13 protein-coding genes are annotated in these 12,306 nt (G+C 42.2%); all 13 read right to left on the bottom strand.

The annotated features are described in order from the left end of the window. Positions 1-103: 103 nt before the first annotated feature. The 13 genes from rpsO to ACYH0L_RS07945 all read right to left on the bottom strand — a co-directional run bounded on the left by rpsO (position 104) and on the right by ACYH0L_RS07945 (position 12,297). Entirely contained in the window at positions 104-373 is a 270-nt protein-coding gene (gene rpsO, locus ACYH0L_RS08005; protein WP_008354438.1) for a 30S ribosomal protein S15, read from the bottom strand. 140 nt (positions 374-513) lie between these two features. Continuing rightward, positions 514-1,479, bottom strand: coding sequence for a bifunctional riboflavin kinase/FAD synthetase (ribF, locus tag ACYH0L_RS08000; RefSeq protein WP_099725830.1), 966 nt, complete (start codon positions 1,477-1,479; stop codon positions 514-516). Between the two features lie 18 nt (positions 1,480-1,497). Next, a complete protein-coding gene (truB, locus tag ACYH0L_RS07995) occupies positions 1,498-2,427 on the bottom strand; it encodes a tRNA pseudouridine(55) synthase TruB (protein WP_099725831.1) in 930 nt (309 codons plus the stop codon). Positions 2,428-2,495: 68 nt separating this feature from the next. Next, positions 2,496-2,846, bottom strand: coding sequence for a 30S ribosome-binding factor RbfA (gene rbfA / locus ACYH0L_RS07990; protein WP_007499525.1), 351 nt, complete (start codon positions 2,844-2,846; stop codon positions 2,496-2,498). 18 nt (positions 2,847-2,864) lie between these two features. Next, complete coding sequence (locus tag ACYH0L_RS07985) at positions 2,865-3,143, bottom strand: DUF503 domain-containing protein (RefSeq protein ID WP_099725832.1); 279 nt, start codon at positions 3,141-3,143, stop codon at positions 2,865-2,867. Beyond that, positions 3,140-5,251 carry a translation initiation factor IF-2 gene (infB, locus tag ACYH0L_RS07980; RefSeq protein ID WP_099725833.1) on the bottom strand — a complete coding sequence of 704 codons (2,112 nt, stop codon included), beginning with the start codon at positions 5,249-5,251 and terminating at the stop codon, positions 3,140-3,142. The genes ACYH0L_RS07985 and infB overlap by 4 nt, the downstream gene beginning before the upstream one ends. A gap of 19 nt (positions 5,252-5,270) precedes the next feature. Further along, entirely contained in the window at positions 5,271-5,573 is a 303-nt protein-coding gene (locus tag ACYH0L_RS07975; protein WP_034317646.1) for a YlxQ family RNA-binding protein, read from the bottom strand. Continuing rightward, positions 5,566-5,850: an RNase P modulator RnpM gene (gene rnpM, locus ACYH0L_RS07970; RefSeq protein ID WP_008344742.1), complete on the bottom strand. Its 285-nt coding sequence runs from the start codon at positions 5,848-5,850 to the stop codon at positions 5,566-5,568. The genes ACYH0L_RS07975 and rnpM overlap by 8 nt, the downstream gene beginning before the upstream one ends. A gap of 15 nt (positions 5,851-5,865) precedes the next feature. Next, positions 5,866-6,981 (bottom strand): transcription termination factor NusA, encoded by a 1,116-nt coding sequence (nusA, locus tag ACYH0L_RS07965; RefSeq protein WP_099725834.1) that lies wholly within the window; start codon positions 6,979-6,981, stop codon positions 5,866-5,868. A 32-nt stretch (positions 6,982-7,013) separates the two neighbouring features. Beyond that, the gene (gene rimP, locus ACYH0L_RS07960; RefSeq protein ID WP_003211398.1) at positions 7,014-7,487 is read right to left on the bottom strand and encodes a ribosome maturation factor RimP; all 474 of its coding nucleotides are present in this window, start codon (positions 7,485-7,487) and stop codon (positions 7,014-7,016) included. Positions 7,488-7,727: 240 nt separating this feature from the next. Further along, complete coding sequence (locus tag ACYH0L_RS07955; RefSeq protein WP_099725835.1) at positions 7,728-8,858, bottom strand: glycoside hydrolase 5 family protein; 1,131 nt, start codon at positions 8,856-8,858, stop codon at positions 7,728-7,730. Between the two features lie 21 nt (positions 8,859-8,879). After that, the gene (locus tag ACYH0L_RS07950) at positions 8,880-10,106 is read right to left on the bottom strand and encodes an endo-1,4-beta-xylanase (protein WP_410609285.1); all 1,227 of its coding nucleotides are present in this window, start codon (positions 10,104-10,106) and stop codon (positions 8,880-8,882) included. Positions 10,107-10,191: 85 nt separating this feature from the next. After that, positions 10,192-12,297, bottom strand: a complete 2,106-nt coding sequence (locus tag ACYH0L_RS07945) for a glycoside hydrolase family 48 protein (protein WP_256499565.1) — start codon at positions 12,295-12,297, stop codon at positions 10,192-10,194. Positions 12,298-12,306: the final 9 nt, after the last annotated feature.

The following is a 12,306-nucleotide window of genomic DNA, read 5'->3' as shown; positions in this document are numbered from 1 at the left end:
TAAAAGCTGTATGTAGAAGGGTTTTGCCATTCTTTCAACATTTTAACCATAAAATATTAGTGATTATACGATAAAAAAGCGGGAATCCTCCCGCTTTTTACGATTATCGACGTAAGCCTAGTTTGTTAATTAACTCACGGTAACGAGTTACGTCTTTATTACGTAGATACGTAAGAAGATTACGACGTCTACCGACCATTTTCAAAAGACCGCGACGTGAGTGGTGATCTTTCTTATGAGTACGTAAATGCTCGTTTAAGTTGTTAATTGATTCTGTTAGGACAGCGATCTGAACTTCTGGAGATCCAGTATCAGATTCGTGTGTTTTGAACTCATTAATTAATTGAGTTTTACGCTCTTGAGTAATAGCCATCCTGTTTCACCTCCAAATCATGTTAGCCCCATCTACCTCGCAACCGTCGGTGAAGTCGGCCTGCCAAGTAAGTGGTTTTAAAGCTACAGGAATTATCATACTAAAAATATGCTGAATTTGCAAATGGTAGAGCCGTTTTTCTATGATTTTTTTGTTTGGTTGAGCTGATCTTGAAAAAACTGAATCGCTTCTTCTTTATCTAGACTAATTTGAGCCGTTAATTCCTGGATTCCGTTAAATTTTTGTTCACTGCGGATACGCTTGTACCATTGTAATTTAATCGGTTCACCATAAATTTCTTCGTTAAAATCAAAGAGATTCACTTCAATGGCAGGCTGATCCGGACGCTTTTCATAGAATGTTGGTTTGTATCCAACGTTACAAACGCCATCATACACTTTGCCTTTCACTTCTGCTCTCACTGCATATACGCCGGTTGGAGGAATAATGTATTCAGCAGATAAACCGACATTGGCTGTTGGAAAGCCGATCGTTCGTCCGCGTTTGTCTCCATGGATGACAATGCCGCGCAGCTGATAAGGTTTTCCTAAAAGCTCACTCACATACTCAACGTCCCCATTTTTTAATGCGGAGCGTATGAGGGTAGAGCTGACTTTCCGGTCTTGATTGGACAGCTTAGGCACGATGGTTGCCGATATACGCCCTTTCCCGTATTCATCGAACGTTTCCATTGTGCCTGCACCAAACCGGCCAAACGTAAAATCAAAACCAGCTACTGCATGCTTCACATTCAGTTCGTCCAAATATTGATCTACAAACTCCTGAGGGGACAGCGCTGCAAAGCTTTCGCTGAATTGCACAATGTATAAATAGTCAGCGCCTAGCTTTTCAATGAAATCAATTTTATCCTCAAGCGGAGTAATTAAGTCTTTTGGTTCACGTGCTTTTTGTAGAACATGTGATGGATGCGGATGAAAGGTCATGACAGCTAAGGCCAATCCTGCTTTTTCCGCAATGCTTTTCGCTGCGTCAATCACCTTCTGATGTCCGAGGTGAACACCGTCAAAATACCCTAAAGCCATCACAGACGGGGCTTGATCCTTTTGATTCAATGTATGTGGGTGTGAAATATGTATAGTCTTCACGAGATGGTCACCTTTTCTTTAAGATTGCTTGTCCTGAGATAAGATCTTCGCCGGCTTCATCAGGTTCTGTTTGGTCGGATGCTTCATATAAATCGCCATACAATGACCTGAAGGAGCAAAAACAGCGACACGATCCTCCTCTGCAAAATGAGCGAATTCATCAGGCATTGGCAGGACTGCACCGTTTTCCACTTTACTTGCTAATGTATCATTTATCTCCCATTTCGGCAAATGATTGAGCGCGCGCTCGATCGGTACAAGGTGCTCACCTATCGTTCCTTCCTCACTCATATCACGAAGCTCATCAAGGGTAATACATTCATCTAGTGTAAAGTCGCCTGACCCTGTGCGAATGAGGTGTGACATATGAGCCGGATACCCTAGTTTTTTTCCGATATCAACCGCTAAGGTTCTGACATACGTACCTTTTGAGCACAGAACAGTGAATCTGAATGACACGTTTCCATCTTCAAATGTGACAGGTGTAGTCCGCTCGATGCGATGGATGGTAATTTCACGGCTTGGCCGCTCGATTTCAATTCCTTCTCTCGCATATTCATAGAGCTTTTTCCCGCCAATTTTCACAGCAGAAAACATTGGAGGAACTTGTTCAATGGTTCCTTCAAACTGTTTCAGCGCAGCATCAATTTCTTCTTCTGAAATCGGCTTTTGTACCTTTTTTTCTTCAACCACTTCACCTGTTTGATCTTCTGTCGTCGTCGAAAAGCCAATCGTGATTTCTGCATCATACGTTTTCGATTTATCTGTTAGGTACTCAACGATTTTCGTCGCTCTTCCAATACAAATGGGCAGAACACCTGATACTTCTGGGTCGAGAGTTCCTGTATGTCCGACTTTTTTTGTGTGCAATATCTTTCTCACTTTGAACACACAGTCGTGAGAGGTCATTCCTCTTTCTTTATGTAATAAAAGAACACCATTTATCATCTGCGTTCTCTCCTTTCATAAACGATGAAAAAGGACAGACGATCACCGCCTATCCTTATTTCAACGTCTTATTCGTGATCTTTTGTGTTTAGTTCAGCAATCAGGCTTTCAATTCGGTTACCGTAATCAACGGATTCATCAAATTCAAAGTGTAGTTCTGGTGTTTTGCGAAGTCTAATTCGATTGCCAATTTCAGAGCGGATATACCCTTTCGCCTTTGCTAGGCCTTTTAAGGTTTCTTCTCTTTTCTTCTCGTCGCCAAGAACAGAAATGTAGACTTTGGCAATTTGCAAATCACCGGACACTTCGACATCGGTTACAGTCAAAAAGCCGATTCTTGGATCTTTCAGCTTTCTGCCAAGGATGTCGCCCAATTCTTTTTTCATTTGCTCACCCACACGGGTTGCTCTCATGCTCATGATCTTATCACCTCTAATTTAAAACCACTCAGTTTTCGTGATCGTCCGTTCAATTTCAGGAAAAGAATCAATAAAGCTTAATACACGCTGAAGTTCTTTTTCCACTTGAACCCGAGAGGAGGAAATCACGGCGATTCCAATTGATGTACGCTGCCATGTATCCTGATAATCCATTTCAGCAATGGACACATTGAATTTATGGCGCGTTCTTGTCAATATACGCTGAAGAACCGCACGTTTTTCCTTCAGTGAGGATGCATCATAGATGATGCACTCACATTCGGTATAACCGATCATTTTCTTTCGATTTCTTGCATAACGAATGATTCCATGACATCACCTTCACGGATATCATTGTATTTCTTAATGGTAATACCACATTCATAGCCTTGTGAAACTTCTTTCACGTCATCTTTGAATCGTTTTAATACGTCGACTTCGCCTTCAAAAATGACGACGCCATCACGGATTAATCGGATACCACTATCTCTTGTAATCGTTCCTTCAGTGACATAGCCGCCAGCAATTGTACCGATTTTAGATACTTTGAACGTTTGACGAACTTCAACTTGACCAATGACTTTTTCTTCATATTCAGGGTCAAGCATCCCCTTCATCGCAGCTTCAATTTCATCGATGACTTTATAGATAATGCGGTGCAAGCGGATATCTACGTTTTCTGTTTCAGCTGTGCTCTTCGCATTTCCATCAGGACGTACGTTAAATCCGATCACGATCGCATTAGAAGCACTTGCTAAAATGATATCAGATTCTGTAATCGCTCCAACACCCGTATGGATGATTTTCACTTTTACGCCTTCTACTTCAATTTTTTGAAGAGCTGCCGTCAGTGCTTCAGCAGAACCTTGTACGTCTGCTTTCACGATCAGGTTGATATCTTTCACTTCGCCTTGTTTGATTTGCTCAAATAGGTCATCTAGAGATAATTTTGCTTTGTCTGAACGCTGTTCATCAAGCTGTTTTGAAGCACGCGCCTCACCCACTTGACGAGCTGTTTTTTCGTCTTTGAATACGAGGAACTGATCGCCCGCATTTGGTACATCATTTAAACCAGTGATTTCAACAGGTGTAGATGGTCCTGCTGTTTTCACGCGGCGTCCGATGTCATTGACCATTGCACGTACACGGCCAAATGTATTTCCAACAACGATTGGGTCACCTACTTGAAGTGTACCAGTTTGAACTAGAAGGGTTGCAACAGACCCTCTTCCTTTATCAAGCTCAGCCTCAATGACAGTTCCTTTAGCCGCACGATGTGGGTTGGCTTTCAGTTCTCCTACTTCGCTGACAAGAAGGATCATTTCGATTAATTCATCGATGCCTTCACCTGTTTTCGCAGATAGAGGAACGAAAATCGTTTCGCCGCCCCAAGCTTCTGGTACAAGACCATGTTCAGTTAATTCTTGCATCACACGGTCCGGGTTAGCTGTTGGTTTGTCAATTTTATTGACAGCAACAATGATTGGCACCTCTGCCGCTTTCGCATGGTTAATGGCTTCAATCGTTTGCGGCATCACGCCATCATCTGCTGCAACGACTAGGATTGTTGTATCAGTTACCTCGGCACCACGTGCACGCATCGTTGTGAATGCTGCGTGTCCAGGTGTATCAAGGAACGTGATTTTCTTGCCGTTTTCTTCAATTTGGTATGCGCCAATATGCTGCGTGATTCCACCAGCTTCGCCTTCAACGACTTTCGTTTTACGAATGCTGTCAAGAAGGGTTGTTTTCCCGTGGTCAACGTGTCCCATGATTGTCACAACTGGAGGGCGTACTTGCATATCTTCTTCTTTATCTTCAACTTCATACTTTTCAAGTTCAGTTTCTTCTAAAATGATAACTTCCTCTACTGGAACACCATATTCAGAAGCGATTAATTCAACTGTATCTTTATCAAGCTCTTGGTTAATGGTTGCCATCACACCAAGCATCATCAGCTTCTTGATGATTTCAGCTGATTCTTTTCCAAGCTCTTCGGCAAGCTGGCCAACTGTCATTGAATTTGTAAATTCAATTTTTTCAGGAAGCTCTTTTTTAGGCTTCACAGGTCTAGCTTGCTGATGCTGTGACTTGTTGCCACCGCGTTTGTTTTTGTTTTGGTTGTTGTTTTTTTTGTTTTTATTAAATTGATTATTCTGCACGTCATTCTTCTTTCTATCATTGATTTTGTTAGATGATTGTTTTTTTTGTTCTGCGGGTTTCTCGTTAGTTGTCTCTTTTGCTTTGGCTTTTTTATATATAGCGTCTAGCTTTTTCACAGTGTCGTCTTCAAGCGTCGCCATGTGGTTGTTCACTTCCACGTTCATATCCTTAAGCGCTGCTATAATATCTTTACTTGAAACATCTATGGCTTTTGCATATTCATATACTCTCACTTTAGCCATTCGTTCACCCCCAAATAAATTAATCGAGCAAGCTTATGAGCTTCTTAGCGAAGCCTTGGTCAGTGACAGCGACAACTACGCGAGCTTCTTTCCCAATAGAACGTCCGAGAACGGAACGGTCTTCAATTTTTCTAACCGGAACATTATAAAATTTGCATTTGTCAGATACCTTTTTCTCTGTGTTCGGTGAGGCATCTGCTGCAAGAAGAACCAGCTTAGCACGCGCATGTCTAACTTCTTTGATCACCAGATCTTCTCCTGACACGACTTTACGAGCTCGATTTGCTAGACCAAGCAAAGGATACCACTTAGATTCAGTCATTTGGTTTTTTCACCTTTTCAGCTAGTTCTAGTAATTCTTCAAATATGTGTTCGTCAATCTGTGTCTGAAATTGCTGCTGTAAACTGCGTTTGTTCTTTGCCGCAAGAATGGTTTCTTTATCGAGAGAAAGGTAAGCTCCGCGCCCGTTCATTTTTCCGGTTGCGTCAACAGACACTTCACCTTCTTTAGAACGAACCACACGGATTAGCTCTTTCTTTGGTTTCATTTCTCCCGTCACGACGCATTTTCTAAGCGGGATTTTCTTTCGGCTTTTCACCTTTTATATCACCTCTTATTCGTCAGATTCCTCAGCTACTGGTTCAGCCTCTAAGAAAAGAGATTCAGAGTCTTCAGTTCTTGGGAAAATACCGAGTTCCCTTGCATCTGTTTCGCTTTTAATGTCAATTTTCCAGCTAGTCAGCTTCGCTGCAAGGCGCGCATTTTGACCTCTTTTACCAATCGCTAATGACAGCTGATAATCAGGGACAATCACTGTTGTCGCCTTATCTTCTTCATTAACAATGACATCAAGCACTTTTGATGGGCTCAACGCATTGGCAACAAATTCAACCGGATCATTAGACCAATGGACAATGTCAATTTTTTCGCCTTTTAGCTCGTTGACAATTGCTTGTACACGCTGACCTTTTGGCCCAACACAAGAACCAACTGGATCAACATCAGGGTCATCTGTACGAACAGATATTTTAGAACGGTCCCCAGCTTCTCTAGCAACCGATTTAAGCTCTACAGTACCATCATAAATTTCTGGGACTTCAATTTCAAATAAACGCTTTAAAAGACCTGGATGTGTTCTAGAGACATAAATTTGTGGTCCTTTTGTTGTTTTTTCTACCTTTGTAATGAACACTTTAATGCGGTCATGTGGTTTGTATTCCTCATTTGGCATTTGTTCGTTGACGGGAAGAAGAGCTTCGATTTTGCCAAGTGACACGTAAATGAATTTACTGTCAATTCGCTGAACGATTCCCGTCATAATGTCTTCCTCGCGATCGATGAACTCAGTGTAGATCACACCTCGCTCTGCTTCTCTCACTCGCTGCGTGACAACTTGTTTCGCTGTCTGAGCTGCAATGCGTCCGAAATCTTTTGGAGTGACTTCAATCTCAACCACGTCACCTACCACGTAATTCGGGTTGATGCTGACTGCATCATCTACAGAGATTTCAAGGCGAGAATCATACACTTCATCTACAACATCTTTTCTTGCAAATACGCGAATTGTTCCCGTTTCGCGGTTTAAATCAACACGAACATTTTGCGCTTGATTAAAATTACGCTTATATGCAGAAATGAGTGCAGCTTCTATCGCTTCAATAATAATTTCTTTACTAATACCCTTCTCTTTCTCAAGAACAGTCAGGGCATCTAACAACTCACTACTCATTTTTATGGTTCCCCCTTATATCAATGGAAAGGTTAATTGAACGAAACTGCTAATCTTGCGTTCGCTATTTTTTCATATGGGATATTGATCTCTTTCTTTCTTGTCTTGATCTTCACTGTCACTGTTGCAATCTCACCATCAAAGCTTGTAAGCTCACCTTCAAACGCTTTTTCACCATCAATTGGTTCATATGTTTTCATGAAAACATTTTTTCCAAGTGCTTTTTCAAAATCAGCTTTTTTCTTTAATGGGCGCTCCGCTCCAGGAGAGGACACTTCAAGAAAGTAGTTTTGGCTAATCGGATCTGCCTCATCAAGCTTTTCGCTCAAGGCTTCGCTCACTTTGGCACACTCTTCGATATCGACGCCTTTATCAGAGTCAATAAACACGCGAAGGAACCAGTTTTGACCCTCTTTGACAAATTCAACATCAACGAGTTCAAGCTGTAAGCCATCTAAAATTGGCTGCACCATTTCGCTTACGACATCCACTACTTTTTTGCTCATTCTCTTCCTCCTTGTGCTTTCGATAAACGCTCTTATCAATCATTCTGCATAAAAACCCTGCTTTATGTGAGCAGGGGGAGCAGAAAACGGATGAATAATGTCGAGACAAAAATTGCCTGTTCAATACAAAAGAGCGGGTTTCCCCACTCTTGTCTCGGTAATCGTTAGCATTTCCATAAAAACTATACCATATCCAATTTTTTTATGCAAATGAAGTTCCTTATAAACGGGCATTCGTCATCAGTTCTTTTCGTTCATTCTTTTTGCATGTTCACTGATGAGTGATGCTTCCCTGCTCTCCTTTATGATTCGGAAACCGTCATAATCAGGATAGAGCGAATCATCGTCTTGAATGCTTGTTAAAATCCAAAATTGACTGCCTGCCCCTCCGAGCCGCTCAATCGCTAACAGCCAGCTTCGGTAGACCTCTGGACGCACTGATTGATTTTGATAACCAAACTCTTCTAGCACAACAGGTTTTCCTATCGCCTCCCCGCGGGTGATGTGGTCTTCAATCCATCTCACTCCCCAAGCGGCTGACTTGTTCCAGTGATCTGGATATAAATGATAGGTTCCATAATCGATATTGGACAGAGCGGTCAAACGGTCCCAATCCACGCCTTCTCCGCCTCCATACAACCAATCGTCATGCCCTGTTATGCGAAAGAATCCTTCATCTCCTACTGCAACAAGATGATGCTGATCTATCGATTTGATCCATGTACTCATTTCATTTGCCCAATTCACTAATATATTCCCTGTAGGATCAGACTGCACACGTGGCTCATTGGCAAGCTCCCATGTCATAATAGCAGGATCGTCTTTATATTGAACACCGGTATACGTATTGGTTCTCTCTAATACATAGCGCACATAATTTTTGTAAGCATTTTTGATATGAGAATCAGTATAAAAGGCATCGTGTGAGCCTGCCTGAAACCACTTAACGTATTGATTCATTCCGCCAAAATCATCCCAATTGTTGACTAGCGGGATGACTAGCTTTATGCCTTCTTGCCCTGCTTTATGAATCGCATAATCTAATTTTCGAAAACCCGATTCTTCATAAACCCCTGGACTAGATTGCAAAACTGAGTTCTCTTGAGGAGCTCCATCGTGAAATCCCCAAATACGAATGACCTTTAGATTCATTGCTTTCATATCGTCAAAAACAGCATCTACCATCTTTTTTGATTTGTAATGAAAATAATAGTTGTTTGTGCCAGCAAAGTAAAATGGTTGATTGTTCAACAAAAATTGTGTACCAGACGTTTGCACAAAAGAAGCGGCCTTTACGGTAAGAGAGAACCAGCCAGCCCATAAAGCTATCACGAGTATAAAACAAGGCACCAGTTGAGCCCATTTTTTCATTTAAATTCTCCTCACAATCTATCATTCTGCAGGAACGATAACATCTAGTTGAAGCGGTGTTTGTTCATTTGAATCAAGTTCAATCGTCTGCTGCTTTAACACCCTACTTTCTTGGCCAATTCGAACCTCATATGTTCCGTGAAACGCTGGACATGCCACTTTCCCGCTAGCATCTGTTTTTTCAACTCTTTGTGTTGTCCACTCCTTTAGAAGCTTTTCATAACGTTTTCCTGCTTCATTTAAAGACCAATCATAATTAACGATGGCTGCGTGCTCACCTCGCCAGTGGGCACCTGCCCAAAATCCCCACATCAGCACACCTTTTACCGCCGGATGACTGAAAGCAACGCGATATAAAGCCTCTAGGTTATCCGCTCTTCTATTAGCATCTGGATGAACAGAGTCGTACTCTGTGACCCAAATGGGGAGACCAAGCTCAGCTAGTACATCGAGTCTTTCTTTTACAATGACTGGATCCACCCGATCTTCAAAGTGTCCTTGTACACCAATTGCCTCAACTGGCGCCCCTAACTGACGAAGTTCATTGATATGCGCTTTATAAGCATGATGCTCGCCATATGAGATCACATTATAATCATTCACAAACAGCAGCGCTTGAGGGTCAATTTTTTTCGTTTCTTCATACATCCACTTCCAAATATTTTTCCCGAAGCGATCTTTAAAAAATGAACCATGCATCATTTCATTGTTTACATCCCAATGACGGAATCTTCCCTTAAAATGATTGCCCGCATGCTCAAGCCGCCTTTTCATGGCATCATACACCTCATGATTCGGCAGTGACCTCAGCCAGCTTGGATTCGCATCCTCTACTTCCCAAAACAAAGCATGCCCTCTCACTGGAAGTTGATGTCTATCTGCAAAGTTCAGCATGGCATCTGCTTTTTCGTAGGTGATTTTCCCTCTTTCTGGCTCATTCGCATACCACTTTGCCTCATTTTCAAAAACAGCCCAATTAAAATGCTTCACGAAAAAATCAGCATATTGTTGATTAAATAACACTTGGTCATTCATTGCTGAACCAAATGCGAATTCATGCCTAATTTGTTTCACTTCAACCTCTATACCTGCTACTGGCTTTTTTTCACCATTTATGACGTTTATAACAAGCTCTCTTTGTCTATGCTCTGAGATTCGATCATTCGCCTCTTTTTTCCACATTTGATTTTTTTGCCCATTTTCATCCCTGTTTAATGAATGATGAATAAAGCTTCTTTCTTTGACCATGTTGTAATCACCCTTACTTTCAGTGGATTTATTATTTCCTATTAGACTGCCGGCCAATAGAAGCCGGCAGCTTGATTTTGACCTACTAGTTGATGAGACGATGATATTCAGCATAGGCAGTAGCCATATCAACTTGCGACCAGAAGCGGTGATAAGTGAAAACAGGCGCTCCATCTTCCCATTTGCCTGTTGCTTCATTAAACGATGCTTGATACTTACTCTCAAGTGCAGACCATGCTGGATCTTGTTTAATTTTTGGACGAAGATCTGCAAAACTCGTATAGACTCCATTACCTCCCCGCTGTGGATCAGACGGGGTGGTGTTGGCACCAGGGATTGGATTCCCTTGACCAAATGTTCCGTTCCACCCATTTGGGAAATATACTTCTTTTTTAAAGAAGCGATAGTAGTCTTCTCTTTCTTCCTCTGTGACAATTCCAATGCCATCATTGTAATTCCATGCAACATCAAGGAGCTGTGCAGCTATATCTTTTGCTCTTATGCCAAGGGCTGTATAGTTTCCTGTCTCTTTCTTTGTGGCAGCCGCAAAGAATGTTAAGGCTTTGACCAGACTCCCTAGGACGCCAGTATCTTGAGTTGGATCTTTTGTTACAGCTGTTAAGTTTGGATTTCCTGTCGCAGACTGGAACCCATTCCAAGTATCAGGCTGTCCGCTCCAAGCTATATTTCCAGGAAGCCAAAACTCTCCAGGTGCACTCGTTGTCGCAACAGCAACATCCGTCCCCCCTAGAATTCTTTGTCCTTGACCATCTAAAAAATACCCTTCTTGGTCCGTCACAGGACGTGTGCCAATAAAAATATAATCTAATGAATAGTTGATCCATTTTGTCATGACAGATTTGGCCATTTGAAAATTTTCAGATGTTTTGTCTCCATCTTTCGCAAAAATGTAATAAAGCTCTGCTACGCGCTCGATCGGCCATGCCTGCATCCCAAACCAGTTATTAGACGGAGGATCATGGTAAACAGGCGCATCTTCATATGCCATATCGTAAAATGTGCTTCTTCCTGCAGGATAAGCACTATAGTCTCCATTCCAACTGTTTGTTGCGCCTCCTGCAATCGCTCCTTCTTTTGATTGAAGCCATACGTAAAATTCAAGCTGTCTCTTTAACGTTTTCTCCCAATCGCTTGCACCCGTAGCTGACGATGGCTTTAAGCCTCCTTTATCTGAGGATAAAGCATAAGCAGCGACGGGGTTTTGATACCCTTGGTGACAATGGCTCGCACCAATACGCCATGACCAATTTGCATAATCTCCAAGTCCCCCGCCCCAAGAGGTATACCATGCCATTAAGTGATGACAGGCACTCTTTCCATTCCCAGGAGACGGATTGCCCTGCTTTCCACTTCCAATTGTTTGAAAATATTTATCGTACATACCGTAACGGAGAAAATCACCCATTTTTTTTGCTTTATCAAGGTAGGTTGGCTGATTATAGCCAAGTTCCTTTGCCCAATACATCGCCTGTACAGCACGCGCATCAGCGTCCGTCGCATTTGTATAGCGCCACTGGGCAGCTGGCGCTTGATTTTCTTTTGTGAACAAGCTCATGAAACCTTCATTCGGCTTTCCCAATGTTTTATCATCTTGTGATGGATGAGGGATGGCCTCCCATACTGATTCCTGCGGACCACGCTGAAATGTGTTTACATATGCGGCTGTATGTGATGGATTGAGTAAATTTCCATAGCTATACCAATTGTCTACATCAAGGAGCCAGTGCATTAAATACGTTTCATTTGTCCCATACGTTGATTTCAGTTCGCTATCAAGCGGATCTTGACCAGCAGGACGAGCGCCGCTCAGATGGCTTGGATATTGATCTGGATATGGCTTTTCTGAAGCATATGTCGCTGGACTTGACGGATTGTAAGAGCTCATATGTGGCTGTTCGTCATTTCCGTCTTCATTTACTGGGATGATGAATTTCTCCATATTGTCCCAAGCAGCTTCTAGCTTGCTCCAATCTCCTGTGTAATGTCCATATAAAACTTCAAGCCATAGCCAGTAGCTATATGCCTCTGAAGTTGTCATATGCCCATAATCAGGAGCCTCACAAATGAGCGTCTCGATTGAGTGATACGGAATACCTTCTGGTGAAAAATATCCATTCGCATCATTTTTCAATTGATGATAAAGCGTTAAAAACCGTTCTTTGTTTGTCATGTCCTCACC

It is taken from the genome of Bacillus sp. MC1252 (assembly GCF_056838025.1).
Note: the sequence above shows the minus strand (reverse complement) of the source record. Positions and strands in the feature narration are given on the sequence as shown.

Bases quoted from the DNA above. Each gene is read 5' to 3' on its own strand.
- ACYH0L_RS07950 (WP_410609285.1), bottom strand. From the start codon at position 10,106: ATGGTCAAAGAAAGAAGCTTTATTCATCATTCATTAAACAGGGATGAA.
- ACYH0L_RS07945 (WP_256499565.1), bottom strand. From the start codon at position 12,297: ATGACAAACAAAGAACGGTTTTTAACGCTTTATCATCAATTGAAAAAT.
- nusA (WP_099725834.1), bottom strand. From the start codon at position 6,981: ATGAGTAGTGAGTTGTTAGATGCCCTGACTGTTCTTGAGAAAGAGAAG.
- rpsO (WP_008354438.1), bottom strand. From the start codon at position 373: ATGGCTATTACTCAAGAGCGTAAAACTCAATTAATTAATGAGTTCAAA.
- ACYH0L_RS07985 (WP_099725832.1), bottom strand. From the start codon at position 3,143: ATGATCGGTTATACCGAATGTGAGTGCATCATCTATGATGCATCCTCA.
- rbfA (WP_007499525.1), bottom strand. From the start codon at position 2,846: ATGAGCATGAGAGCAACCCGTGTGGGTGAGCAAATGAAAAAAGAATTG.
- rimP (WP_003211398.1), bottom strand. From the start codon at position 7,487: ATGAGCAAAAAAGTAGTGGATGTCGTAAGCGAAATGGTGCAGCCAATT.
- ACYH0L_RS07975 (WP_034317646.1), bottom strand. From the start codon at position 5,573: ATGACTGAATCTAAGTGGTATCCTTTGCTTGGTCTAGCAAATCGAGCT.
- ACYH0L_RS07955 (WP_099725835.1), bottom strand. From the start codon at position 8,858: ATGAAAAAATGGGCTCAACTGGTGCCTTGTTTTATACTCGTGATAGCT.
- truB (WP_099725831.1), bottom strand. From the start codon at position 2,427: ATGATAAATGGTGTTCTTTTATTACATAAAGAAAGAGGAATGACCTCT.
- infB (WP_099725833.1), bottom strand. From the start codon at position 5,251: ATGGCTAAAGTGAGAGTATATGAATATGCAAAAGCCATAGATGTTTCA.